28 protein-coding genes and 1 riboswitch are annotated in these 23756 nt (G+C 66.6%); of the genes, 18 read left to right on the plus strand and 10 right to left on the minus strand.

Annotated features, from left to right (window positions below):
- Nucleotides 1–2: 2 nt before the first annotated feature.
- A complete protein-coding gene (locus tag ASC68_RS14595; protein WP_055880565.1) occupies nucleotides 3–350 on the minus strand; it encodes a nuclear transport factor 2 family protein in 348 nt (115 codons plus the stop codon).
- Nucleotides 351–415: 65 nt separating this feature from the next.
- Here ASC68_RS14595 and ASC68_RS14600 point away from each other — a divergent pair, with 65 nt between their 5' ends.
- Nucleotides 416–1420, plus strand: a complete 1005-nt coding sequence (locus tag ASC68_RS14600; protein ID WP_156387339.1) for a DMT family transporter — start codon at nucleotides 416–418, stop codon at nucleotides 1418–1420.
- A gap of 3 nt (nucleotides 1421–1423) precedes the next feature.
- On the opposite strand, the gene ASC68_RS14605 is transcribed toward ASC68_RS14600, so the two are convergent.
- Nucleotides 1424–1819, minus strand: a complete 396-nt coding sequence (locus ASC68_RS14605) for a DUF2147 domain-containing protein (RefSeq protein WP_055880570.1) — start codon at nucleotides 1817–1819, stop codon at nucleotides 1424–1426.
- 328 nt (nucleotides 1820–2147) lie between these two features.
- Between ASC68_RS14605 and ASC68_RS14610 the strand changes: the two genes are divergently transcribed.
- From ASC68_RS14610 to ASC68_RS14630, 5 genes are all read left to right on the plus strand, one after another.
- Entirely contained in the window at nucleotides 2148–2747 is a 600-nt protein-coding gene (locus tag ASC68_RS14610; RefSeq protein ID WP_055881262.1) for a thymidine kinase, read from the plus strand.
- Entirely contained in the window at nucleotides 2744–3136 is a 393-nt protein-coding gene (locus ASC68_RS14615) for an acyl-CoA thioesterase (protein ID WP_055880571.1), read from the plus strand. The genes ASC68_RS14610 and ASC68_RS14615 overlap by 4 nt, the downstream gene beginning before the upstream one ends.
- Nucleotides 3137–3518: 382 nt before the next feature.
- Nucleotides 3519–4088 carry a peptidase inhibitor family I36 protein gene (locus ASC68_RS14620; protein WP_055880574.1) on the plus strand — a complete coding sequence of 190 codons (570 nt, stop codon included), beginning with the start codon at nucleotides 3519–3521 and terminating at the stop codon, nucleotides 4086–4088.
- A 196-nt stretch (nucleotides 4089–4284) separates the two neighbouring features.
- A complete protein-coding gene (locus tag ASC68_RS14625) occupies nucleotides 4285–4926 on the plus strand; it encodes a peptidase inhibitor family I36 protein (protein ID WP_055880577.1) in 642 nt (213 codons plus the stop codon).
- A gap of 171 nt (nucleotides 4927–5097) precedes the next feature.
- Complete coding sequence (locus tag ASC68_RS14630) at nucleotides 5098–5766, plus strand: SH3 domain-containing protein (protein ID WP_055880579.1); 669 nt, start codon at nucleotides 5098–5100, stop codon at nucleotides 5764–5766.
- A 69-nt stretch (nucleotides 5767–5835) separates the two neighbouring features.
- Here ASC68_RS14630 and ASC68_RS14635 read toward each other — a convergent pair whose 3' ends face one another.
- From ASC68_RS14635 to ASC68_RS14655, 5 genes are all read right to left on the minus strand, one after another.
- Nucleotides 5836–6663: an ABC transporter ATP-binding protein gene (locus ASC68_RS14635; RefSeq protein WP_055880582.1), complete on the minus strand. Its 828-nt coding sequence runs from the start codon at nucleotides 6661–6663 to the stop codon at nucleotides 5836–5838.
- 4 nt (nucleotides 6664–6667) lie between these two features.
- Nucleotides 6668–7519, minus strand: coding sequence for an ABC transporter permease subunit (locus ASC68_RS14640; protein ID WP_082528184.1), 852 nt, complete (start codon nucleotides 7517–7519; stop codon nucleotides 6668–6670).
- A 74-nt stretch (nucleotides 7520–7593) separates the two neighbouring features.
- Entirely contained in the window at nucleotides 7594–8559 is a 966-nt protein-coding gene (locus ASC68_RS14645; RefSeq protein ID WP_055880584.1) for an aliphatic sulfonate ABC transporter substrate-binding protein, read from the minus strand.
- 28 nt (nucleotides 8560–8587) lie between these two features.
- Nucleotides 8588–9160 carry an NAD(P)H-dependent oxidoreductase gene (locus ASC68_RS14650; RefSeq protein ID WP_055880587.1) on the minus strand — a complete coding sequence of 191 codons (573 nt, stop codon included), beginning with the start codon at nucleotides 9158–9160 and terminating at the stop codon, nucleotides 8588–8590.
- Nucleotides 9160–10527 carry an LLM class flavin-dependent oxidoreductase gene (locus ASC68_RS14655; protein WP_055880590.1) on the minus strand — a complete coding sequence of 456 codons (1368 nt, stop codon included), beginning with the start codon at nucleotides 10525–10527 and terminating at the stop codon, nucleotides 9160–9162. The genes ASC68_RS14650 and ASC68_RS14655 overlap by 1 nt, the downstream gene beginning before the upstream one ends.
- A 664-nt stretch (nucleotides 10528–11191) precedes the next feature.
- Nucleotides 11192–11409, plus strand: a riboswitch (cobalamin riboswitch).
- Nucleotides 11410–11517: 108 nt separating this feature from the next.
- Here ASC68_RS14655 and ASC68_RS14660 point away from each other — a divergent pair.
- From ASC68_RS14660 to arfB, 7 genes are all read left to right on the plus strand, one after another.
- On the plus strand, nucleotides 11518–12321 hold the full coding sequence (locus ASC68_RS14660; protein ID WP_055880593.1) for an ABC transporter ATP-binding protein: 804 nt from the start codon (nucleotides 11518–11520) through the stop codon (nucleotides 12319–12321).
- Nucleotides 12322–12332: 11 nt separating this feature from the next.
- Nucleotides 12333–13277 (plus strand): ABC transporter substrate-binding protein, encoded by a 945-nt coding sequence (locus ASC68_RS14665; RefSeq protein WP_055880595.1) that lies wholly within the window; start codon nucleotides 12333–12335, stop codon nucleotides 13275–13277.
- A 165-nt stretch (nucleotides 13278–13442) separates the two neighbouring features.
- Entirely contained in the window at nucleotides 13443–14501 is a 1059-nt protein-coding gene (locus tag ASC68_RS14670) for an iron ABC transporter permease (protein ID WP_055880598.1), read from the plus strand.
- Between the two features lie 56 nt (nucleotides 14502–14557).
- Nucleotides 14558–14911, plus strand: a complete 354-nt coding sequence (locus tag ASC68_RS14675) for a metalloregulator ArsR/SmtB family transcription factor (RefSeq protein ID WP_055880601.1) — start codon at nucleotides 14558–14560, stop codon at nucleotides 14909–14911.
- Nucleotides 14895–15401: an SRPBCC domain-containing protein gene (locus ASC68_RS14680; protein ID WP_248310544.1), complete on the plus strand. Its 507-nt coding sequence runs from the start codon at nucleotides 14895–14897 to the stop codon at nucleotides 15399–15401. The genes ASC68_RS14675 and ASC68_RS14680 overlap by 17 nt, the downstream gene beginning before the upstream one ends.
- 149 nt (nucleotides 15402–15550) lie before the next feature.
- Complete coding sequence (locus ASC68_RS14685; protein WP_055880605.1) at nucleotides 15551–16336, plus strand: SDR family oxidoreductase; 786 nt, start codon at nucleotides 15551–15553, stop codon at nucleotides 16334–16336.
- A 115-nt stretch (nucleotides 16337–16451) separates the two neighbouring features.
- Entirely contained in the window at nucleotides 16452–16940 is a 489-nt protein-coding gene (gene arfB / locus ASC68_RS14690) for an alternative ribosome rescue aminoacyl-tRNA hydrolase ArfB (protein WP_349236243.1), read from the plus strand.
- A gap of 27 nt (nucleotides 16941–16967) precedes the next feature.
- Here arfB and ASC68_RS14695 read toward each other — a convergent pair whose 3' ends face one another.
- Nucleotides 16968–18131, minus strand: a complete 1164-nt coding sequence (locus ASC68_RS14695) for a DUF2652 domain-containing protein (protein ID WP_055880607.1) — start codon at nucleotides 18129–18131, stop codon at nucleotides 16968–16970.
- 403 nt (nucleotides 18132–18534) lie between these two features.
- Between ASC68_RS14695 and ASC68_RS14700 the strand changes: the two genes are divergently transcribed.
- The 3 genes from ASC68_RS14700 (at nucleotide 18535) to uppS (ending at nucleotide 20475) form a co-directional block, all read left to right on the plus strand.
- A complete protein-coding gene (locus ASC68_RS14700; protein ID WP_055880610.1) occupies nucleotides 18535–19143 on the plus strand; it encodes a hypothetical protein in 609 nt (202 codons plus the stop codon).
- Complete coding sequence (locus ASC68_RS14705) at nucleotides 19133–19495, plus strand: transcriptional regulator (protein ID WP_055880611.1); 363 nt, start codon at nucleotides 19133–19135, stop codon at nucleotides 19493–19495. Before ASC68_RS14700 ends, ASC68_RS14705 begins: the two co-directional genes overlap by 11 nt.
- Before the next feature lie 296 nt (nucleotides 19496–19791).
- Nucleotides 19792–20475, plus strand: coding sequence for a polyprenyl diphosphate synthase (uppS, locus tag ASC68_RS14710; protein ID WP_055880613.1), 684 nt, complete (start codon nucleotides 19792–19794; stop codon nucleotides 20473–20475).
- A gap of 179 nt (nucleotides 20476–20654) precedes the next feature.
- Here the strand turns inward: uppS and ASC68_RS14715 are convergent, their stop codons facing one another.
- The gene (locus ASC68_RS14715; protein WP_055880616.1) at nucleotides 20655–21269 is read right to left on the minus strand and encodes a dihydrofolate reductase family protein; all 615 of its coding nucleotides are present in this window, start codon (nucleotides 21267–21269) and stop codon (nucleotides 20655–20657) included.
- 136 nt (nucleotides 21270–21405) lie between these two features.
- On the opposite strand from ASC68_RS14715, the gene ASC68_RS14720 reads away from it, so the two are divergent.
- Nucleotides 21406–21735: a helix-turn-helix transcriptional regulator gene (locus tag ASC68_RS14720; protein ID WP_055880619.1), complete on the plus strand. Its 330-nt coding sequence runs from the start codon at nucleotides 21406–21408 to the stop codon at nucleotides 21733–21735.
- Nucleotides 21732–22211, plus strand: coding sequence for an SRPBCC domain-containing protein (locus ASC68_RS14725; RefSeq protein ID WP_055880622.1), 480 nt, complete (start codon nucleotides 21732–21734; stop codon nucleotides 22209–22211). The genes ASC68_RS14720 and ASC68_RS14725 overlap by 4 nt, the downstream gene beginning before the upstream one ends.
- Before the next feature lie 148 nt (nucleotides 22212–22359).
- On the opposite strand, the gene ASC68_RS14730 is transcribed toward ASC68_RS14725, so the two are convergent.
- A complete protein-coding gene (locus ASC68_RS14730; RefSeq protein WP_055880624.1) occupies nucleotides 22360–23535 on the minus strand; it encodes an MFS transporter in 1176 nt (391 codons plus the stop codon).
- Between the last annotated feature and the right edge of the window lie 221 nt (nucleotides 23536–23756).

Below are 23756 nucleotides of genomic sequence, written 5' to 3' on the forward strand. Positions count from 1 at the left end.
GGTCAGGCGCTGTAGCAGGCCGCCGAACGGACCACTTGGCGAGCCGCGTTGAATTCGACCGTTTCGGCAACCAGTTGCCGGCTCTGGTTGCGGTAGAGGATAGTGAGGCACTGGTGGCCGGAGAGCACCGCCTCGAGCTCGAACCGCAGATCCGGTATCGCCGCGAGCCCGCCGCGCCAGTATTCGCGCAACGCCGCAATGCCGACGACACGGCCATCACCCAGTCGCCGCAGCGCGAACGGCGACAGGAACACGATCTCGGCCGCGTAGTGGCTGAGGATCCGATCGAGATCCCGCGCGTTCCACGCGGCGACCCATTCCTCGGCAAATGCCTGGTCAGCAGAGTTCATCGAGCGGTTCTCCCAGTCGACAATTTTATGTCAGTATTGCTGACATATAACCGGAGTGTGGGCAAGTGATACCCACTGCCGCTTCGCCGCCCCCATCACGCCGGCTGATCGCTCCCATCGCCAAAATCCGTTCGACGCGGGCCCGTCGCTCCGGCTACACAGCGCCGATGTCCCGCCCGCTCGCCGTCCTGCTGCTGCTCATTGCCACCGCGATCTGGGGTCTGGCGTTCGTCGCGCAGAAGGCCGCCATGGCGCATATGGGACCGTTGACCTTCAGCGGCACGCGGTTTCTGCTCGGCGGCGTGGCGCTGCTGCCGTTCGCGCTCATCGAGCTCCGCCGCAAGGCTCCGCTGGCTGCCCAATTCACTCCGGGTCTCTGGCTGCGGATCGCGGTACTGTGCGGCGCGTTCTTCGCCGGTTCGCTGCTGCAGCAATACGGCCTCGCCCAGACCAGCGTCACCAATTCGGGCTTCCTCACTGCGCTTTACGTGCTGTTCGTGCCGCTGATCGCTTTCCTGGTGATCCGGGCCAAACCGCACCCGATCATCTATCTCGGCGCCCCGCTGGCGCTGGTCGGCATTTTCTACCTCAACGGCGGTCGCTTCGAGAGCTTCAACTTCGGCGATCTGTTGGTGGTGATCAGCGCCGTGTTCTGGGGCGGGCACGTCTTCATGCTCGGCCTGCTTACCCGCCAGACCGGCCTGCCGATCGTACTCTCGGCCATCACCGTGCTCAGTGTCGGCGTCGTCTGTATCGCCTTTGCCTTCGTCTTCGAGGTCCCTGACCTCCAAGGCATTCTCGGCGGCTGGGTGCAGATCCTCTATGTCGGGCTGATGTCCACTGCCGTTGCCTTCACCCTGCAGGCGATCGGTCAGCAGCACGTCCCCTCTGCCAACGCGGCGATCATCCTCTCGGCCGAAAGCCTGTTCGCCGCGCTCGGCGGCGCCCTGCTGCTGGGCGAGCGCCTGCCCCTCATCGGCTATGCCGGCGCGGCGCTGATCTTCTTCGCCATCATCATGGTGGAGGCCATCCCGGCACTGCAGCAGCGCCGGGAAACAAAGCCAGCCTGAGAGCTACTGCACCCGCGTAAGGGTGATCTCGCGGCACACCACGATATAGGCGCAGGCCTTGACGTTCATGGTGTTGGCGCCATTGAGCGTCAGCGTCGCATCGCCGGTCTGGCCGAACAGGCTGAGCTTGCCCTTCCAGCGCCCCTGCCCGCTCGGCTTCGCCTTGTCGATCAGGTAGGTGTTGAGGTACGGCCGGTTCTTGTCGCTATCCATGTTGCCGCGCAGCGCCACGACCTTGATGCACAGCTGGGCATTGTCCTTGCCGCACATGCTCATCTCGTAGTCGGAGTTCTTGTCCGGACGCCACATGCCGGTGACATCGACGCCCTGCGCCATGCTCGGCGCGGCCATCGCCGCCGCCATCGCCAAACCCAATCCAGCCTTCCAGAAGGTCTTCATTTGCCTCTCCAGCAGCCCTGCCCGCAGCTCTCCGCTACGGTGCGATAATGTCGCCAATATGAAACCGTTCGTCATCTGCTTGTCACGTCGGCTCAATAGCTTGCGGGTGTCCGGAGCGTCCCCATTGTTCCGGCCTAGACCCGGTTGCACCCGCCACTATCGGCAGCCGGACGGTCCTTATGAGCAGGACATCGCCGCTAATTCGTATGTCCTGCGCCGAGCCCCAATTCGGCATTCTTATCGGCCGCCCCCGCCAGGCGGCCGATTTTTTGTTGAGAGCGACCGATTGGCCTCGCCGCCGCCCCTCGCCTGCGGCATGAACAGCCGCATGGCCAAGCTCTACTTCTCCTACTCGGCGATGAACGCCGGCAAGTCGACCCTGCTGCTGCAGGCATCCTACAACTATGTCGAGCGCGGCATGCGCACGCTGCTGTTCACCTCCTCGCTCTATGCCGAAGGCGATGTCGGCCGCATCACCTCGCGGCTCGGCATCTCCGCCGAGGCCGAAATGTTCAACGGCGAGGACGACCTGTTCCAGCGCGTCAACGATCACCTGCAGGAATCGAAGGTCGATTGCGTCTTCGTCGACGAGGCGCAGTTCCTTACTGCCGACCAGGTCTGGCAGCTCGCCCGCGTCGCCGACCGGCTCGATGTGCCGGTGATGTGCTATGGCCTCCGCACCGATTTCCAGGGCAAGCTGTTTCCCGGCTCCTCGGAGCTCCTCGCCGTCGCCGACGAGCTGCGCGAAGTCCGCACTATCTGCTTTTGCGGCCGCAAGGCCACCATGGTGGTGCGCCGCGACACCGAAGGCGGCGCGCTCACCGAGGGCAACCAGGTGTCGATCGAGAAATCGGTCTATGTCTCGCTCTGCCGCCGGCACTGGGAAGAAGAAATCGGCCGCTGGCCGCCGAAAGGACCTCGCGCATGACCGACGCAGCCTCCACCGCCGAGCCCAATGGTGCGCTGACCATTCGCACCCTCGCCATGCCGGCCGACACCAATCCGGCCGGTGACATCTTTGGCGGCTGGGTGCTGAGCCAGATGGATATTGCCGGCTCGATCTGCGCCGTCGAGCGCGTCCAGGGTCGCGTCGCCACCGTGGCAGTCGAAGCCATGACTTTCATCGCGCCGGTTAAGGTCGGCGATGTGCTGTGCGTCTACACCACGATCGAGCGGGTCGGGAACACCTCGATCACCATCGCCATGGAGGCCTGGGCTCGCCGCAACCGGCTCGCCGACCGCGTAAAGGTCACCGAAGGGCGCTTCGTCTACGTCGCCCTCGACGACAAGGGCCAGAAGCGCGTCATCCCACGCTGAACCGACAGCCGTTCAGCACCCGTTCAGCACCACAATCGCAAAGCTTCACCTATCCCGTCCCGGGATGGGTGGCCTCTTCCCCGGGACGATGAGGGAGGCGCTGCGCGAGGGATTCCGCGCGGCGCCTTTCCGCTACTGATCCTCTTCCATTCCGACCGGTCCAGCCCAAGACTCGATGCCCACCTCCCCCTCGACGGGGGAGGCAAGCGAAGCTTGGGAGCGGCAGCGACCTGACGCAGCTCGGAGGGGGGTGTGCGGAGCCACAGTCTTTTGCGGCCGGTACCCCGCCAACTTTCCCCCACCCTGTTGCCGGCGCACCCTTCCAACCGTCATGCAGCGGCGCTACGCTTCGTCTCTGATTATTTGGTACGGGGCATTTTCGATGAAGCAGTTGCTCGCCTGCCTGTCTGCACTAGCCCTTCTCGCTCTCGGCACGGCCGCCGCGACCGCGGCGCCGGTGGGCTCGCCCGCCTGGTCGGTCCGTCCGCTCGTGCTGTTCGAAGGCCCCGGCAAGGCCTATGACGTCACCGGCGAGATCGACGGCCACGTCCGCATCTATGTCGATCGCTGCTCCAAGCAGTGGTGCCACGTCCATGCCGGGCGTGACGCCGGTTGGACCCGCCTCTACGACATCGCCTTCGGCAAGGTGATCCGCCACCCCTGGCAGCTGGCGCCCATTCCCTACAACTGGGGCGGCCCGGGCATCGTCTGCCTCTACGAAGGCCACAACTTCACCGGCGCCTCGTTCTGCGCCAAGCCCGGCACCCACGTCCGCGATTTCTTGCTGCTCGACACCGACAACCGCTACTCGTCGGTCCGCATCGAGGGCAACGTCTCGGTGGACCTCTGTCGCGATCGCGAGTTCCACAGCTACTGCGAACGCGTCAACGACAGCCAGACCAGCCTGCACGGCTTCCTCGACAACAACGTGAGTTCGATGTGGGTCTATTGAGTTTCGCCTGCCAGGCTCAGTAACCACCGGTCCGCTGCCTCCCCCGGCGCGGGCCGTTTGTTTTGCAATTCAGTCGATTTCGCCTCGAATCGCGAATACTGCTGTTTGTCGGCAGCGTTCGGCGCGCGGCACCTGATGCCCTGCTGATCTCGCGCCGCGGCACCGATCCCGGTGCCGTCAATCAGGGAACATCCTCATGAAGCGTCTCCACCTCGTCGCCGCCGCAGCGCTGGCCGCGCTTGTCGGCCTTGCCGTCGCGCCTGCCTTCGCTGCGCCCAATGCCCACATGCTGCAGGACTCCAACGTCCGCAAGACCGCCAACCCGAACTCGCCGGTGGTCAATTCCGTCGCGGCAGGCCAGCTTGTCACCGTGCTCGATTGCCAGGGCACCGTCTGCCTGATCCAGATCCCGGGCCCCGATGGCTGGGTGCGCCAGAACCGCCTCGGCGGCCTCAACAAGGGTAAGCCCGCGTCCAACGTGCCGTTCAGCTTCAGCTTCGGTGTCGGCGGCGACGGCAAGCCGTCGATCTCGATCGGCATCGGCAACCAGCCCAAGCCGCAGCCCCTGCCGGAGCCGGAAGAAGAAGAAGACCAGGTCTGCTTCTACAAGAACGCCAATTTCAACGGCGCGAGCTTCTGCGTCGAGCCCGGCGACAGCGACGATGCGCTGGGCGGCAGCTGGAACGACTCGATCTCCTCGATCGAGGTGTTCGGCGATGCCGACGTGCTGGTCTGCCGCGATTTCGACCTCGAAGGCATCTGCGCCGACATCAGCTCGTCCAAGGCCTCGCTGCCCAAGCAGCTCAACAACGCCATCTCGTCCTACGAAGTTAACTGACGCTTCACCATACTGAGAGCCGAACGCCGCCCCGGGGAGGAACTCCCGGGGCGGCGGTTGCATTTTAGGCGCAATCGACACGATGCATGGAACTCCCTTGCGTTCGGGCCGTTTCGGCCTCGCGGCGACAATCGATAAATGCCCCAAAGCGTCACCAAGAGAGGACTATTCATGCATCCCATCAAACTGGCAGGAGCCGCCACCGTGCTGCTCGGCTCGCTGTTCTTCGCCGGTGCGGCCAACGCCGCCGTCGCCACCAGCACCGTCAATGTTCGTGCCGCGCCGGTGAACGGCGCCGTGGTCGATGTGCTGCGCCCCGGCCAGCAGGTCGAGATCGATCGCTGCTCCGGGGGCTGGTGCTACGTGATCAAGCAGGGTCCGGATGGCTGGGTCTCCGCCAGCTTCCTCAGCGACGACGATTCCGGCTTCGACGATGAGGACGATATCGATACTCGCGTCATCGTCCCCGATCGTCCGGCCCCGGGCCCGAGCCGGCCGGATGTCGATGTGAGCATCGGCTTCGACGTCCCCGGCTTCAGCTTCCAGATCGGTTCGGGCGGCTTCGACATGCGGCCTGGCCGTCCGGGTGGCAACCGCGACCGCGTCTGCTTCTACGAGAACACCAATTTCCGCGGCGACAGCTTCTGCGCTCGTCCGGGTGAGCGGCTGGCCCGTCTCGGCCGCTGGGACGATTCGATCCGCTCGATCGAAATCCGCGGCGATGCGCAGGCCCTGGTCTGCGAGCGCGCCAACTTCAACGGCCGCTGCATCGTGATCTCACGCAGCGTGCCGAACCTGCGCGGTGCCAACGACAACATCAGCTCGCTGCGCGTCCGCTGAGCGCCGCCTGACTGAACACAAAGCGCCGCCCCGGCTTATTGCCCCGGGGCGGCGTTTTGCTTCTTGCACCTAGCGCCGGAAGATCGCGTCGAGCAACTGTCGCTCGATCCGCGCCAGGTCCTCGGCGCCCCGCAACCGCGGACGCTCGTGCTGGACCAGGATGTCGAGCACGATGTGGCCCTCGTCGAGGACGATCACCCGGTCGGCCAGCGCCACCGCCTCACCGACATCGTGGGTGACGAACAGCGCGGTAAACCCCTGCTCCCGCCACACCCGCTCGACCAGCCCCTGCATGGTGATGCGGGTCAGCGCATCGAGCGCGCCCAGCGGCTCATCGAGCGCCAAAAAGTCCGGCCGGCTGACCAGCGCACGGGCCAGCGCCACGCGCTGCCGTTGCCCGCCGGAGAGTTGCGCCGGCCAGTCGCCAGCCTTCTCGTCGAGCTGCACCTCGCGCAGTGCCGCCAGCGACTTCTCCTTGGCCGGGCGGCCGCCCTGGCCCGGCCCCAGGCCCACCGCGACATTGCCGGCGACGCGCTCCCACGGCAGCAGCCGCGGCTCCTGGAACACGATCCGGGCATTCGGCGTCACTGCCTCGCCGCCCGGACCGGTGAAGGTGATGCGCCCGCCGGTCGGCTCGTCGAGACCGGTGAGCAGCCGCAGCAACGTGCTCTTGCCGCAGCCGCTCTTGCCGACGATGGCGAGGAACTGCCCTGCGGGCACCTCGAGATCGAGCTGGCGCAGCACCGGCACGCTGCCGAACGACTTATCGAGCCCCTCGATGCGGATGCCCACCGCACTGCCGCGCTCTGCCGTGGGCGCCGGTGCCTGCGGACCGTACTCCGGCTCGATCCCCTTGCCCCAGGCGTTGAACTTGCGGGCCTGCTGAATCTGGCTCATCGGATCACCCCTTCGCCGGCGTCTGGAACGCCGGGTGCCATTGCAGCGTCCGCCGCTCGAGGAACCGCGCCGTCGCATCGGCCAGCTTGCCGAGCAGCGCGTAGATCACCAGCGCCAGCACCACCACATCGGTCATCATGAACTCGCGCGCCGAGTTGGCCATGTGCCCGATGCCCGACGAGGCCGCCATGGTTTCGGCAACGATCAGCGTCAGCCACATGATGCCGAGCGAGAACCTCAGGCCCACGAAAATCGAGGGCAGCGCGCCTGGGAAGATCACCTTGCGGAACAAGGCCCAGCCGTTCATCCCATAGACCCGCCCCATCTCGATCAGTTGCGGATCGACCGTCCGCACCCCGTGCAGCGTGTTGAGATAGATCGGGAAGAACACCCCGAGCGAGGTGAGGAACAGCTTCGCCTCTTCGCCGATGCCGAACCACAGGATCACCAGCGGGATCAGCGCCAGGTTGGGAATGGTGCGGATCATCTGCAGCGTCGTGTCGGTCAGCCGGTGCGACAGGCTGGAAACACCGTTGGCGATCCCCAGGAGGAAGCCGATCGAGCCGCCGACGAACAGCCCCGACAGCGCTCGCTGCGCGCTGACCGCGATATTGACCCCGAGCTCGCCCGAAACCGTCTTGTCCCAGAAGGCCCTGAGCACATCGAGCGGCGCCGGCATCAGCCGGTTGCCGATCAGTCCCAGGCTCGATGCCGTCTGCCAGGCGACGACGATGGCCACCGGCAGCAGCAGCGGCAGCGCGCCGCTCAGCCGGGACGAAATCCACCGTCCCGCCTGGCGCAGGTTTGGCCCGCCCGGCAAGGCGGCCGGTTTGGGAAGCTCGGCAACCAGCGTCATTTCGCGTCTCCCTGAAAGCGCGACAAATCAAAGGCCTCAGGCATTTCGTCGTTTCAGCGAAACGGCGGAATGCTCTAGAGCTCCGGCGCGTGCCAGAAGACCTCGGCGATCGAGAGCTTCCTGGGCAGGATCCCCAGCCCGAAGAATTCGTCGGCCAGAGCCTGCTGGTAAGTGAGGATGCTGTCGTCGAGCGGTTGGATGGCGCCGAGGTCGGCACCCTTGCGGGTCAGCGCGATCTTCTGGATCGGTTCGGGCACCCCGGTCACCGCCGAGATCTCGCCGACCGTGGCCTCGATATTGGCCTGCGCGGCCTTCCCCACCCTCGCTAGCTCGTCGATCACCTCGGCGAGGATGGTCGGGTTCTCCTTGGCGTAGCCGCCATTGGCCAGGTAGTAGCCCCAGGAGTCGACGATGCCTTCGGTCGTCACCAGCACGCGCGTATCCGGCGCCTGTTCGGCGATCGCATAATAGGGGTCCCAGATGATCCAGGCATCGATCTGGTTGCTGGCGAAGGCCGGCGCCGCATCCGGCGGCCCCAGATCCAGCGCCTCGACATCGGCCGGCGTCAGCCCGACCGTGCGCAGCGCCTTGACTGCAAAATTATGCGCACTGGAGCCACGCTTGAACGCCACCTTCTTGCCCTTCAGGTCGGCGATCGACTGGATCGGCGAGTCCTTTTTGACGAGAATGGCCGAGCCGGCGACGCTGCTCTTGCTGGCCGCCACATAGACCAGGTCGCCACCCGCCGCCTGGGCGAACAGCGGCGGGATGTCGCCGGTCGAGCCGAAATCGATCGCGTTGGCGCCCAGCGCCTCGAGCAGCGGCGGCCCCGAGGTGAACTCGGACCAGGTGATCTTGACGCCGCGCGCCTCGAGCCGCTTGTCGAGCGCCCCCGACGATTTGGCGAGCGCAAAGACCCCGCCCTTCTGCCAGCCGATGCGGAATTCCCTGGCCGTATCCTCGGCCCGTGCCACGCCTGGCACGAGGCTCAGCGCCGACGCCGCGGCGAATAGCTTCAGTGTCGATCTGCGATCGATCATCGTCGTCTCCATCAGAAACAGGTTGAAATCAGGCGATGGCGCGCTGCGGCTCGGCCGCCTCGACGCGCTTGCCCCGCAGCCGCCAGTCGAGTTCCTCGGCCGCCCGTTCGATCCCCTTCAGCAGGCCGGGGCTATGCGGCTGGTAGTCGGCGAAATCCGGCTCGCTGGCATAGATGCCGGTGGCGATGATATCGGCCGAAAAGAACGCGAATAGCGGCCTCAGCCCATGGTCGATCGCCAGCGCGTGCCGCTCGCTGCCGCCGGTTGCCGAGAGCACGATCGGCTTGCCCTTCAGCGCCTTGGGCTCGATCAGGTCGAACAGGTGCTTGAACAGCCCGGTATAGGTGCCTTTGTAAATCGGCGAACCAACGACCAGCGCGTCCGCGGCGGTGATCGTTGCGATCAGCTGCGCGAGATCGGCCGGCGCCGAGCGCGGATCGAGGGTCGAGCCCAGCGAGGGCTGGATCTCCTGCAGATCGAAGATCGAGACCTTGGCTCCCGAACGCTGCGCCGCCGCTTCGGCGATCGCTTCCACGAGGTTGCGCGTCCGCGACGGTCGCGACGAGCTGCCGGCAAATCCGACAATATTCAGCCCGGCCATCAGGCGCTCCTCTGGCTCTGCGCCGCAGCGCGTTCGACGAAACGATTGACCGGCCGCGCGAGCCCGAGATTTTCCCTGAGCGTCGCGCCTTCATATTCGGTGCGGAACCAGCCGCGCCGCTGCAGCACCGGCACCACCTGGTCGACGAAGTCGGTGAGCCCGGTGGGCAGCACCGGTGGCATGATGTTGAAGCCGTCAGCCGCCCCGCCGTGGAACCACTCGCCGATGGCGTCGGCCACCTGCTCGGGCGTCCCGACCACCGTCCGGTGGCCGCGCGCCGTGGCCAGTGACAAATAGAGTTCTCGCAGGCTGAGCCCGCGCGCCGCGAGGTCCGACACCAGCTTCAGCCGGCTCTTGTTGAGTTCGGTATTGGTTGGCAGCGGCGGCGCCTTGTCGTCGAGCGAGTAGCCCGACAGGTCGACCCCGACATAATATTGCTTGAGGATCGACCAGGCGATCGTCGGGTGCACCAGCGACTGGATGAACTCGTAGTTCTCCTGCGCCTCTTTCTCCGTCCCACCCAGCACCGCGAAGATGCCCGGCATGATCAGCAGTTGTTCCGGCCGGCGGCCGAATTTGGCGAGCCGCCCCTTGATGTCGGAATAGAACTCCTGCGCATCTTCCAGCGTCTGGTTGGCGGTGAAGATCACCTCGGCGGTGCGCGCCGCCAGTTCGCGACCCGGCTCCGAGGCGCCGGCCTGCACCACCACCGGCCTGCCCTGCGGCGAGCGGGCGACGTTCAACGGCCCGGCGACATCGAAGAACTTGCCGTGGTGATTGACCTTGTGGACCTTGTCAGGGTCGAGAAAGATCCCGCTCGCTTTGTCGCGGATCAGCGCATCATCCTCGTAGGAATCCCACAGGTCGAGCACCAGATCGACGACTTCCTCGGCCCGCTCGTAGCGGTTGGCATGCGCCGGATGGCCAGCAATCGAGAAGTTCTTCGACACGTCGGCGCCGGTCGTCACCACATTCCAGGCGGCGCGGCCTTTCGAGATATGGTCGAGCGAGGCGAATTTGCGGGCGAGGAGATAGGGATCCTCATAGGTGGTCGACGCGGTGGCGACGAAGCCGATCCGCTCGGTCACCTGCGACAGCGCCGACCACAGCGTCACCGGCTCGAAATGCGCCGAATGGCTGACCCGGCTGCGCGTCTCGGCATCCTTGTCGCCATCCCAGCCAGCGGGACTATCAGCAACGAACACCAGGTCGAACTTGCCGCGCTCGGCCGTCTCGGCGAGGCCGCGATAGTGGTCGATGCTGTGTCCGGCGTCGGCGTCCGAATCCGGGTGCCGCCACGCCGCGATATGATGCCCGGTCGCCATAATGAAGGCGCCGAGTTTGAGCTGTCTGTCCTCGGTGGTCATTTCGACATCGGTCCCCGGTGCCGCGCTCCATGCTCGGCAATGAGACTTTAGCCTACTAATTCAATATACAATGTCGACTGATGGCTTTGCGCCGATCGCTGGGTTCGTGAGCTTTTTTTGCCCGCACAATCGCCTTGCCGGGGAACGGACGGTCGGATGCGGTTTCTGAACCATTTCTGCAACCGACGTTCAGCGCTCTGTCAGCTGGGCTGTGATGCACTGCTCCTAAGCTGCCGAGTCGGTGGCACTGAGGGGGCACATCTCAGTTCATTTCTCCCATCGGGCTGCGACGCTCGATAGCCCGTGAGGCGGGGCGCCTCCCCTCCCTCACGACGCGGACCCGGCCCGCCGCACGGTGTCGGGTCCGCGATCCCTTTTGGATTGCCACTTCCCGGCAGTGCCAATGCACGCATGTCAGCGATGGCCACCCTCTTGCCTTCTCCCCTTGTGGGAGAAGGTGGCGCGCAGCGCCGGATGAGGGGTCCGCGCAACGAAGTGTAGCGCGATCGGAGCGTAGGCGACGAGCGACGGAGCCCGCGGAGAGAACCCCTCATCCGCCCTTCGGGCACCTTCTCCCACAAGGGGAGAAGGCGATCACTGCACCGCCGGAGCGCCATGCTCTGAGACCACCTCCCTGCCAATTGACATCGCCCCCGAGTCCACGCTCTATGCGCCCGTTCAAGGTTCCTCGGCGGCCGCCAAGCCAACGGGGATTAAAAGGGAACACGGTGCGACGTACCCATCAGGGCGCAAAACCGTGGCTGCCCCCGCAACTGTAAGCGGCGAGCTCTTCCGTAGACACCACTGACCCGACGGGTTGGGAAGGTTCGGAGGCGCTGTGACCCGCGAGCCAGGAGACCTGCCTCGACAGCTCACTGTAACCCGGCCGGGGTGTGCCGAGGGGAACGTCGATGGCGCTACGACTACGCATCGCAGCTCGCATTTTGATCGGTTCGCCCGTCAGCCCTCGCCTATGCGCGGAGGCCTCCCATGGAGCTTGCCCGATCCCTGGTCGGCTCTAGCCCGGCCGCCCTCTCGGTCGAAGGCCTGAGCTGGGGGCCGTCGCATCGCGTCCCGATCGTCCGCGATCTGAGCTTTGTCGTCGCGCCCGGCGAGATGCTGGCGCTGGTCGGCCCCAACGGTGCCGGCAAATCCAGCCTGCTGCGCTGCCTCTACCGCTACCACCGCCCCACCGCCGGTACGGTCCGCCTCGATGGCGCCGACCTCTGGTCGCTGCCGCCCCGCGCCACCGCCCGCCGCATCGCCACCGTGCTGCAGGAGCCGGCCTCGGATTTCGGTCTCAGCGTCGCCGAAATCATCGAGCTCGGCCTCACCCCGCATCAGCATGATGGGTCACCGCGCGGTTACGCGTCAGTCGAAGCCGCCCTCGATCTGCTCGGCCTCGCGCCGCTGGCTGCCCGCGATTTTGCCTCGCTTTCTGGCGGCGAGAAGCAGCGCGTCATGCTTGCCCGCGCCCTGGTGCAGAAACCGGATCTGCTGATCCTCGACGAGCCCACCAACCACCTCGATATCCGCCATCAGCTTGAGGTGCTGGCGCTGCTGGCGGCGCTACCCACCACCATCATCGTCTCGCTGCACGACCTGGCGCTCGCCTCGGCCCATGCCGATCGCGTGCTGGTCATCGCCGATGGCCGGCAGGCGGCGCTCGGCCCGCCGCTGGAGACGCTGACGCCTCAGGCCATCCGGGAGACCTTTGCCGTCGAGACCGCCATCGACAGCCATCCGGCTACCGGCCGCCCCCGCTTTTCCTTCCATCTCGACCCGCGCCGCTAAGGGAGAATTCCATGCGCCTCAGCCTCCTCGCCGCCCCGCTTGTCGCGCTCGCCGCGACCAGCGCCTTCGCCTCCGGCTTCCCGGTCACCGTCAAAAGCTGTAACCGTGACGTTACCTTTGAGGCCGCCCCGAGCCGCGCCGTCTCCAACGACGTCAACCTCACCGAAATGATGCTGGCCCTCGGCCTCACCGGCTCGATGGCCGGCTATACCGGAGTGTCGGAATGGAAGACGCTCGACGAAACGCTGCGCGCCGGCGTCGCCGAACTGCCCGAGCTGTCGCCTGACTATCCCACCAAGGAAGTGCTGCTCGGCGCCGATGCCGACTTCTATTTCGCCGGCTGGAACTACGGCATGAAGGTCGGCGGCGAAATCACCCCGGAGACCCTCGGTGCCTTCGGCATCAAGGTCTACGAGCTGACCGAAAGCTGCATCCACATCATGGACAAGCCCAAGGCCGCGATCGACGACCTCTATGTCGACCTGCTCAATCTGGGAAAAATCTTCGGCGTCTCCGAACGCGCCGAAGCGCTGGTTGCCGGTTACCAGTCCGAGCTCGCCGCCTTCACCGCGACGCTACCCAGGCGCGACACCCCGCCAAAGGTCTTCATCTATGACTCGGGCGAGGAAAAGCCCTTCACTGCGGGCCGCTACGCCATCCCCACCGCACTGATCGAAGCCGCCGGCGGCGCCAACATCATGGACGACGTGAACTCGAGCTGGGTCGAGATCGGCTGGGAGCCGGTGATCGAGCGCAACCCCGACGTCATCGTCATCATCAACTACGGCGAAGTCACCGCCGAGCAGAAGGCCGACTTCATGCGCAACAACCCGGCCTTCAAGGACATTCCGGCGGTAAGGCATAACCGCTTCGTTACGCTTCAATATGTCGAGGCCACCCCGGGCCCGCGCAACATCGCGGCGATCAAGCACCTGGCGGCGGCGTTCGCGGAGTAGGCGAAGCCGGCGCGGGCTGACCCCGCCCCTGTCCCCTCCCCGCAAGGGGGAGGGAGACCCTCCCACAGATATCGAGGACAGCGTCTCCCTCCCCCTGTTTGAGGGGGAGGGGACAGGGGTGGGGGTCGGCCCGCGCCGGCGGTCCAAGTTAGCAAGCAAGCCCCCATGTCCCACCGCCACCTCTCCGGCCCGCGCCACGCCCTCGTCCACGCCACCCCGGCGCTGGTGCTGGCGCTCGCCGCGCTGCTCCTCGTCACCGCGCTGGTCGCCGTCAGCGTCGGCGCCATCGCCATTCCGCTCGATACCGTGTGGTCGGTCGTCGCCCACCATCTCGCCCCCGGCAGCGTCGAGGTCAGCTGGTCGGCCGGTCGTGACAACATCGTCTGGGAGGTCCGCCTGCCCCGCGTCATCCTCGGCGCCGCCGTCGGCGCCAGCCTGGCGCTGGTCGGCGCGGCGCTGCAATCGGTGACTCGCAACCCGCTCGCCGATCCGCACCTGCTCGGCATTTCCTCGGGCGCGGCGCTTGGCGCCATCATCGTGCTGCTGCATACCGGCATGTTCCTCGGCCTCGCCACCGTGCCGCTCTTCGCCTTCGGCGGCGCGCTCCTGAGCACCGCCATCGTGGTCAGCGTCGCCAATCTCACCCGCTCCACCGATGCCAGCAGGCTGATCCTCGCCGGCGTCGCCGTCAGCTTCATCATCACCTCCGGCGGCAGCCTCGCCATCTTTCTCGGCGATCCGCGCGCCGCCCACACCGTGATCTTCTGGATGCTCGGCGGCCTCGGGCTCTCAACCTGGGCGCAACTGCCCTACCCGCTCGTCGCGCTCCTCGCCTGCGGCGCTTACCTCATCGCCAACGCGCGCCACCTCAACGCCATGACTCTCGGCGACGAAAGCGCCACCACGCTCGGCATCCCGGCCGGGCGCTTCCGCATGCTGGTGTTCATCGTCTCGGCCCTGCTGACCGGCGCCGCCGTGGCCTTCTCCGGCGTCATCGCTTTTGTCGGGCTGATGATCCCGCACATCGTCCGCCTGGTGGTCGGCGGCGACTATCGCCGGGTGCTGCCGCTGTCGGCTCTGCTCGGCGCCATCTTCCTCGTTCTCGCCGATATGCTGGCCCGCACCATCATCCCGCCGCAGGATCTGCCGATCGGCATCATCACCGGGCTGGTCGGTGGCGGCTTCTTCATCCTGCTGCTCCGCCGCCGCCGCGGCGCCGCTTGACAGCCGACAACGGAGGGCATATTCAACACAAACGTTAATCAACGAAAGTGTTGAATATGTACTCCGCCACCGACCCGCTCAGCACCACGTTGTCGGCCCTCGCCGATCCGACCCGCCGGGCCCTGCTGGCCCGGCTGAGCCAAGGCGAGGCGACGGTCAACGAGCTGGCCGAACCATTCGACATTACGCTGCAGGCCGTGTCGCGGCATTTGAAGGTGCTCGAAACCGCCGGCCTGATCAGCCGCGGCCGCGAGGCGCAGTGGCGGCCCTGCAAACTCGAAACCGCCCGGCTGCAAGAAGTCGATGGCTGGCTCGCCCGCTACCGCATGTTCTGGGAAGGCAGCTTCGACAAGATGGGCGCCTATCTCGACGAGATCACCAAGGGAGATGACAATGGCTCAAAGAACTGAAATGCGCACTGAGGCCCTGAAGCTGCGCGACGACGAGCTGTTCATCACCCGCAGTTTCGATGCGCCGCTGTCGATCGTCTGGCGCATGTGGCAGGAACCCCAGCACATGATCCGCTGGTGGGGCCCGGAAGGCTTCACCGTCACCGACCTCAGCTCCGACTTCCGCCCCGGCGGCGCCTGGCGGGTCGGCATGACCTCGTCGATGTTCCCCAAGAGCTGGTCGGGTGGCGAGTATCTCGAGATCGAGCCGCATAAGCGCATCGTCCTCAGCTTCGCCTGGGACGAAGGGGCCGGCGAAACCGTGCCGACCACCATCACGGTGCAGTTCGAGGAACGCGCCGGCCGCACCACCCAGCATTTCCACCAGACCCCCTTCACCTCCGTCGCCTCGCGCGACAGCCATGTCGGCGGCTGGAACTCGCTCTTCAATAAGGAAGAGCAATACGCCGCGGCCTTGGCCAAGGGCATCCAGCTGCAACAGCTGACATGACCTCATCACCAGCGCCGGTGGCTGTGCACCCCCACCCTTGATCCCTCCCCGCAAGGGGGAGGGAGACGCCCGCACGGACATTGTGTTTTGGTCTCCCTCACAGGGGTGGGGGTCAGCACGCACCAGCCTCTCAACCGGAAAGGCCTCCCATGCTCGCCAACAAGACCGCCATCATCCACGGTGCCGCCGGCAGGATCGGCTCCGCCACCGCCCGGCAGTTCGCTGCCGATGGCGCCCGCCTGTTCCTCGCCGGCCGCACACTCGCCAAAGTCCAGGCCGTCGCCGACGCCATCAACGCCGCGGGCGGCGAGGCGGAGGCCGCCGAAGTCGATGCCCTCGACGAAGCCGCGGTTGGCGCCCATGCCGATGCCATCGCCGCCAAAGCCGGCCGCATCGACATCACCTTCAATGCCATCTCGATCTTCGGCCACCTGCAGGGCACGCGCCTCATCGACATGAACAGCGCGGACGTGCTCACCCCGATCACTGCCGGCGTCCGCACGCACCTGTTCACCGGCCTCGCCGCCGCCCGCCATATGGTCAAGCAGGGCTCCGGCGTCATTCTCACCCTGTCGTCCACCGGCGCCCACCTCTCGGGCCGCGACCAGATGGAGCACAGCGCCGGCGGCTTCGGCATCGCCTGCACCGCCATCGAAGCGCTGTCGCGCACCCTCGCCGCCGAACTCGGCCCCAAAGGGGTTCGCGTTGTCTGCCTCCGCTCCGAAGCCATCCCGGAGACCTGGCCCTCCGCCCCAGAGCACGCCGAGCTGGTTCGCGAGATCAAGGCCTACATGACAGCCGGCACCATTCTCGGCCGCATGCCTACCCTCGCCGAAGTCGCCAGCGCCGCCGCCTTCGCCGCCTCCGACCGCGCCACCGCGATATCAGGCGCCATCATGAACCTCACCTGCGGCTCGGTGCTGGACGCGGACTAGTTCGAGCGTGTGGCCACCCCCACCCCGGCCCTCCCCACAAGGGGAGGGAGGCGCTAACGGCACGATCTCAGTTCTGCTTCTCCCTCCCCCTTGTGGGGAGGGATCAAGGGTGGGGGTGGCCACACGCTCAGGCGTCCGTGCTAACCTCCGCCTCCAACCTGCGGAGCCCTCCCCCATTCCCGACTCTCTCCACATCGGCGGCGCCGTGCATCTCCCGCTGTCGGAGATTTCGATCGACTATATCCGCAGCCCCGGCCCGGGCGGCCAGAACGTCAACAAGGTGTCGAGCGCGGCGCAGCTCCGCTTCGACCTGATGGGTTCCCCCTCCCTGCCCGAGCCGCTGAAGCACCGCGCCGCCGTTCTCGCCGGCAGCCGGCTCACCACCGAGGGCGTCATCGTCATCACCGCCAACCGCCTGCGCAGCCAGCCGATGAATCGCGACGACGCCATCGACCGCCTCGTCGCCATCCTGCGCGAGGCCCTGGTCCCGCCAAAACCCCGGCGCCCGACCCGCCCTACCCTCGGCTCGAAGCAACGCCGCCTCGAAGGCAAGTCGCAGCGCGGCGCCACCAAGAAGCTGCGCAGCGTCAAGAGCTGGGATTAACGCTCGTCGGATCGGCGGTGAAAGGCTCTAGGCGCCGATCTCGCCAAGGCTCTGGCGCGCCGCCGCGCCGATCTCCGCCGCAGCGATCGTCGGCATCGCGTCCTCCGGCGGATGCTGCGCATGGTCGGCCTCGATATGCCTCGCGAACTGCTCGATATCGTGCTGGAACTGTTTCGCCGACGACTTCAGCCCGGCATCCGACATCATCCGGCCCAGCAACGGGCCACTCGATTTGCTGAAGATCTGCGTCAGCCGGGTGCCGGTCCCGGAGTCTTCGAGCCGCAGCTCGGTCAGCCCCGACACCCCACGGATCGGTACCGGCGACACATACTCGACCAGCATCTGCTCGAATGGCTGCCATTCGAGCACCGTCAGCGGAATGATCGCATCGCCGTGGTAGCACTGGAACACGCTGCCCACCGCCACCCGTCCGGCGCTTTTGCCGTTGATATCGAGATGCGTCGCCGCCAGCAGCACCCGGTAGTGCTCGGGCTGCACCACATAGTCCCACACCCGCTCGCGCGGCAGCGCGATCTCGGCGCTCACCCGCAGCAGCTCGCTGTCCCCCGGGATGCTCACTCGGGTCAGCCGGCGCTTCGCTTCCCACACCGGATGCATGTCCTCGATCCACACTGCGACCGGGCCGAAATTCTCGTAGCTCTCCTGATGCGCCACCAGCCCCGCGGTCCCCAGCCCGAGCCGGGTCAGCGCCGCATCGGTGAACAGCGTATAGGCCCGGAAGCCGGTCGCCTCGGTCACGTGGTTCTTCAGCAGCCGGTGGATCAGGATCACCTCCGAGCCCACCAACTCGTCATGTGCATCGAGCTTCTGCACGGCGAATTCGCCATGATGGACGAAGAACTTCAGATCCAGCGTGCCGATATTGCGGCAGGCATTGCAGGGGCATGTGGTGTTGTGCACCATCCGCTCGATCGCCCTGCGGAAATCGACATAGGTGTCCTCGATGGTCTCGGCGAAGGTCTGGCCGGTGAGGAAATTGTCGCTCAGCCCGTAGCTGATCACCGCATCGCCGGCGAGCCGCGAGATCACCAGCGGCGGCCGCGTGTCGTGGATCAGGAGGTTGAGCAGCGCCGTCAGCGTCTGCTGCGCATGCTCCAACTCCGACGCCCCCAGATACTGGGTGTAGCCGGTAATGTCGGCGATGAGGAAATAGCCAAGCCGGGTCGACACCTGTCACCTCCCCCGCCGCGCCGTCATTGTCTCACGGAACGGGGCAGCAGGGCCAGTGGTCGCGGTCGCCTCTTGCCGATCCGCTCGCGACGGCCTCTTGCCGTCCGCCCGCGGTCGCCTCCTGGCGATGTCAGCGAAATTGCCGGAACGATCCGCTATCAATAGGTGGACCCCGACGCATGGCGGCATCGGGGTCCGAGCAGTCACCTAGAACGCCGGGAGCTGGAAAGCTCCTGGCGTCGTGCCACGAGGCGGGGAGCCCAGAGACACTCGACAAATTACCACAAATGCACCGCGCTTCACAGCGGCGCCTGTGATCCCACGGCTCCCGCAGTTCCACGCCATACACCCGCCGCAATTTGCGCCCCAATCTGGTTTGCGTCACAAACCAGAGTCACCGGCCATGTCCGACCTCGACAAAGCCCTCGCCGATATCGTCGAGATCAAGTCGCGCCTCGCCCAGTCGAGCGAGTTCCTCGGCCTCGGTCCCGCCGCCCTTGCCACCTCGGGCCTCCTCGCCTTCGCCGTTGCGGCGCTGCAGTCGGTGCTGCCGGGCGCCGCTGAGCCCATGGCCTACTTCACCGGCTGGGTGCTCACCGCCATTGTCGCCGTCGCGCTGATTGGCGCCGAGATGCTGCGCCGGGCCCAGCGCCACCATGCCGGCCTTGCCGACCAGATGATCCGCGAGGCGGTGCTGAACTTCGTACCGGCAGGCGTCGCCGGCGCGGCGCTGCTCGCCTTCTTCGCCCGCTTCGCGCCCGAGCAGCTGTGGCTGGTCCCCGGCCTGTGGCTGATCCTCGTCAGCCTCGGCATTTTTGCCGCCGTCCGCTCGCTGCCGCGCGCCATCGCGCTGGCCGGCGCCTGGTACCTGCTGTCAGGCTTCACCGTGCTGCTCTTCGCCGCCGGGGACCAAACCCTCTCGCCCTGGCACATGGGCCTGCCCTTCGCCGTCGGCCAGTTGCTGATCGCCGGCATCGTCCACCGCGCCTCGGAGGCCGCCAATGTCCGCTGAGCCCGATGCGCCGTTCGCCTATGACGGGCTCGACCGCGTCATCCACGAGAAGGCCCGCCTCGGCATCCTCACCTCCCTGGTCAGCCGGCCTGACGGCCTCGCCTTCAACGACCTGCTGCGCCTCTGCGGCCTCACCCAGGGCAATCTCAGCCGCCACCTCGCCGTGCTGCAGGAAGCCGGGCTGGTCGACATTCACAAGGGCTACACCGGTAACCGCCCGCTGACCGAAATCCGCCTCACCCCCGCCGGCCGCCAGCGTTTCCTCGACTATCTCTCGGTGCTCGAACGCGTCGTCCGCGACGCCTCGGCAAGGGCGGAGCAGGCTGCGCCGGGCAAGCCGCAGGTGGCATAGTGCGGACTGAAGCAGACGGCCCCCTCCCGGCCCCCCCCATAAAGGGGGAGGTGAAGAGTCGAGGCTTTGTCTTCGATTGTGCCCAATGAACCGGCGGGGCACCTCCCCCTTCATGGGGGACTTCGAACCGCCCCGAAGGGCAAATCGCTCCAGTGGAGCGATTTGAGACGAGAAGGCCATGAGAGCTATGCTCGAATGGCGAGGGAGGGGGCCGTCTCTCTCCGTCGACCACTACCAATTCGTAACCGATGCCTGACCAATTCATATCCGCTCAACCGATGTCCACGAGGTTTACAATGCAAACCACTCCTGACCACAAACTCCACGTCGCCATCATCATGGACGGCAATGGCCGCTGGGCCGAGGCGCGGGGCCTGCCCCGCCCGGCCGGCCATCAGGTCGGCGCCGATACCGTGCGCGCCATCGTCCGCTCGGCCATTGCGCGCGATATCGGCGCGCTGTCGCTCTACGCCTTCTCCACCTATAACTGGCGCCGCTCCGAGGCCGAAGTCGCCGGCATGATGGCGCTGCTGCGGCATTTCCTGCTCGTCGAGGCGCGCCAACTGCGCGACGCCAATGTCCGCATTTCCATTCTTGGCCGCCGCGACCGCCTGCCGCTCGGCCTGGTGAAAGCCATCGCCGCCGCCGAACGCAGCACCGCCGCCTGCACCGGCCTGCATCTGCGCGTCGCCATCGATTACTCCGCCCGCGACGCCATCCTCGCCGCCGCGGCGGCGGGACCCGAGGCGATCGCCGCCGAGCTCGGCACCGAGGATGTCGATTTCCTCATCCGCACCGGCGGCGACCAGCGGCTCTCCGATTTCATGCTGTGGGAATGCGCCCAGGCCGAGCTCTACTTCACCCGGGTGAAATGGCCCGACTTCGGCCCCGCCGAGTTCGACACGGCATTGGCGGAGTATGGCACCCGGGTGCGCAGCTTTGGCGGCAATGTCGAGCCCGTTAGGGCTATGGCTGGGTAGAGCTCTGTGAGAGCCGTAAACGGACCCGAGATGGTCCACGGCCTCACCTCCCCACCGGCCGTCATCCCAGCGAAAGCTGGGACCCAACTCACAGCCCGCGCCAGCCGATAGATGGGTCCCAGCTTTCGCTGGGATGACACCGAGTGGGTGGCCAAATCCTGCGCCCGATCTTCAAGTCCCTAAGGCCGCTGGAACGTCTCGTATTTCGCCTCGCCCACCCGTTTGAACACCTGGATGTTGAGCCCGCCCGGCGTCGTGTCGTTGCGCAGCGCCTGCATCGCCGTCGCCACGCCATCCCGTGCAAACAGCTTGTGCCCGACCCCGACGATCACCGGCGCCACCGCCAGCCGCAGCTCATCGACCAGCCCCGCCGCCAGCAGCGATCCGGCGAGGCTGCCGCTGCCATGCACCTGCAGCTCGCCGCCATCCCGCGCCTTCAACGCCTCGACCTGCTTGAGCACATCGCCGCGCAGCACCGTCGCCGGTCCCCAGCTGGTTGCCTCGAGCGTCGCCGAGGCCACGTATTTCGGCAGCCGGTTCATCATCAGCCCGATGGCGTCATCCGGCTTGTTCATCTCCGGCCAGTCGCGCGCAAAGCTCTCATAGGTCCGCCGCCCGAGCAGCAAGCCATCGGCCTGCTCCAGCCAGATGCGCGCCTGATCGAGAAAGCCCTGCTCGAGATAGGGCACGAACCAGCCGCCGCGCGAAAAGCCGTCGCTGCGGTCCTCGTCCGGGCTGCCCGGCCCCTGGTAGACGCCGTCCAGCGATACGAAGGTCATGACCACCAGCTTCATTTTTCAAACTCCGAGTGAGAAACACTATGCCTTTTGGCTAACTATCAACCGCAGACACTTAGCGCAACGGCTAAGTGATGCCGGCGGCAAACACTTAGCCATTGCGCTAAGCATTGCCCGATGCTAGTCGTCGCCCATGCATACGGGCACCGAGCAACTCGACGGGATTTTCCAGGCCCTCGCCGATCCGACACGGCGGGCCATCCTGCAGCGCCTCGGCGGCGGCCCGGCCGGCGTGGGCGAACTGGCCAAACCGTTCGACATGGCCCTGCCCTCGTTCATGAAGCACATCACCGCCCTCGAGCAGAGCGGCCTGATCCGCACCGCGAAAACCGGCCGGGTGCGCACCTGCACCCTCGAAAAGGGCACGTTCGCGCTGGTCGACAGCTGGCTGGATCAGCAGCGCCGGCTGTGGAGCGGGCGTACCGACCGGCTCGAGGCCTTCGTCACCAGGGACAAGCCATGACCGAGATGTTCGACCCCGAACGCGACCTCACCATCGAGCGCTTCATCCGGGCGCCGCGCGCCGCCGTCTGGGATGCCTGGACGCTGCCGCGGCAGTTCGAGCAATGGTGGGTGCCCGAGCCGGCCAAGTGCCGGGCGGTCCGCTTCGAAGCCGTGCCCGGCGGCCCACTGGTGACCGAAATCAGCGAAGCCGGCCAGCCCTTTGCCCCGCATATGAATGCCTGCTTCCTGATCGTCGAACCGCAGCGCCGCCTCATCTTCACCGATGCCCTGCTCGCCGGCTTCCGCCCGGCGCCCAATAGCTTCATCACAGCTGAAATCACCCTCGACGAGATGAATGGCGGCACGCAGTACGCGGCGCGCGTCATGCATTCCGACCGCGCCACGCGCGACAAGCACGCCGAACTCGGCTTCTACGACGGCTGGGGTACCGTGATCGAACAGCTGGCGCGGTTTGTTGAGGTTCCGACCAGCTGAGCAAAGACGCCCGGTCCGGCGCTGTTTGGCACCGGCGGATGTCTCGCGTCCCCTCTCCCCCCGGAGGGCGCTCTCGCGCGCCCTAGAAGGGGCGAGGGGGCGTTGATGGCACCGCCAGTGGAAACACAACCAAGCCGCCTCGCCCCCCTTACGACCCCTCCTCATCCACCCGCTCGCGTGGCCCTTCCGGCACTGAACGCCACACAATCAGCGCCAGGGCGACCAGGGGGATGCCGATCAGCGGCAGGGCCATGGCGCCCCAGCTGTCGAGCACGATGCCGCCTAAGGCCGCTGCCACCGCCATCCCGATCATGAAGGCGGACATATTGAGCGAGATCGCCACCGGCACCGCGCCCGGCGCGATCTGCGCCATGTGGCTGGCCACCGCGATCGAATAGGTGCGGCCGACGAAACCCTGCGCGCCGACCGTCAGCATCAGCGCCGGCAGGGCGAAGGCCGACGGCACATAGGAGAGGCCGAAAAACACCGCCATCACCACGATCACCGCCAGCCCGGCGATGGTCGCCGTCCGGCCGCTGCCGAACCGATCCGACATCCGGCCCGCGGTGGCGCTGCAGGCGATGGCGCCGATGCCGCCGGCCAGCAGCACCAGCGGCAGCGTCTCGTAGCCGACGCCCACCGCCGCCATCAGCGCGCCGATATAGACGATCAGCGGCGACGAGCCGATCATGAACAACAGGGTCGAGAGCAGCGCCCGGCCCACGCCGGGGTTGCGCAGCACCCGCAGCCGGTCGCGAATGCTCAGCGTATCGCCCAGCATGCCGCGCGGCAGCCGCACATAGAGCGCCGTCGCCGCCAGCCCGGCCATGATCGCCAGCATCACATAGACCACCCGCCAGCCGAACTGCGCCGCGATCCACGCCCCGAGCGGCACGCCGGCCAGCGCCGCGATCGCCTGCCCCATGCTGATCACCTGCATGTAGCGGCCGCGCTTGCCATAGGGCGCGATCATCGCGGCGGTCGCCATGGCGGTGCCGGTATAGGTCCCCGCCACCACCGCCAGTGCCGTCCGCACCACGACCAGGGCTTCGAACGTAGTGGAGAGCACGATCAGCAGCGCGCAGAGCGCAAAGCCGAACTCGGCGCCGGCGAGAATGCGCCGCCGCCCCACCCCGCCGAGCAGCAGCGCCAGCAGCGGCGGGCCGAAGGCATAGGCCAGCGAATAGAACAGCACCACCAGCCCCGCCTGCCCCAGGCTCACCCCGAGGTCGGCGCCGATCAGCGGCAACAATCCGGCGATCAGGCCCCCTTCAATGGCCCCGACAAATGCCGCCAGCGCCAGCCAATACAGCCGCGAATCCATAGCTCCCCCTCGGGAGTATTCTTGGCGTCGTGCGGAGGCATGGGAAAGGGCAAATCGCCCGCAGCGACACATCCAATGGTAGCGGTCCCAATCGCATTGCTGGGCCGGATCCAGCCACAAGCTCGATGCCCACCTCCCCCTTGACGGGGGAGGCAAGCGAAGCTTGCGAGCGCAAGCGAGCTAGCGCAGCTCGGAGGGGGTGTGCGGAGCCTCGTTGCCTG

Origin of the sequence: Devosia sp. Root105 (genome assembly GCF_001424865.1) — a bacterium.
Classification (GTDB): Bacteria; Pseudomonadota; Alphaproteobacteria; order Rhizobiales; family Devosiaceae; genus Devosia_A.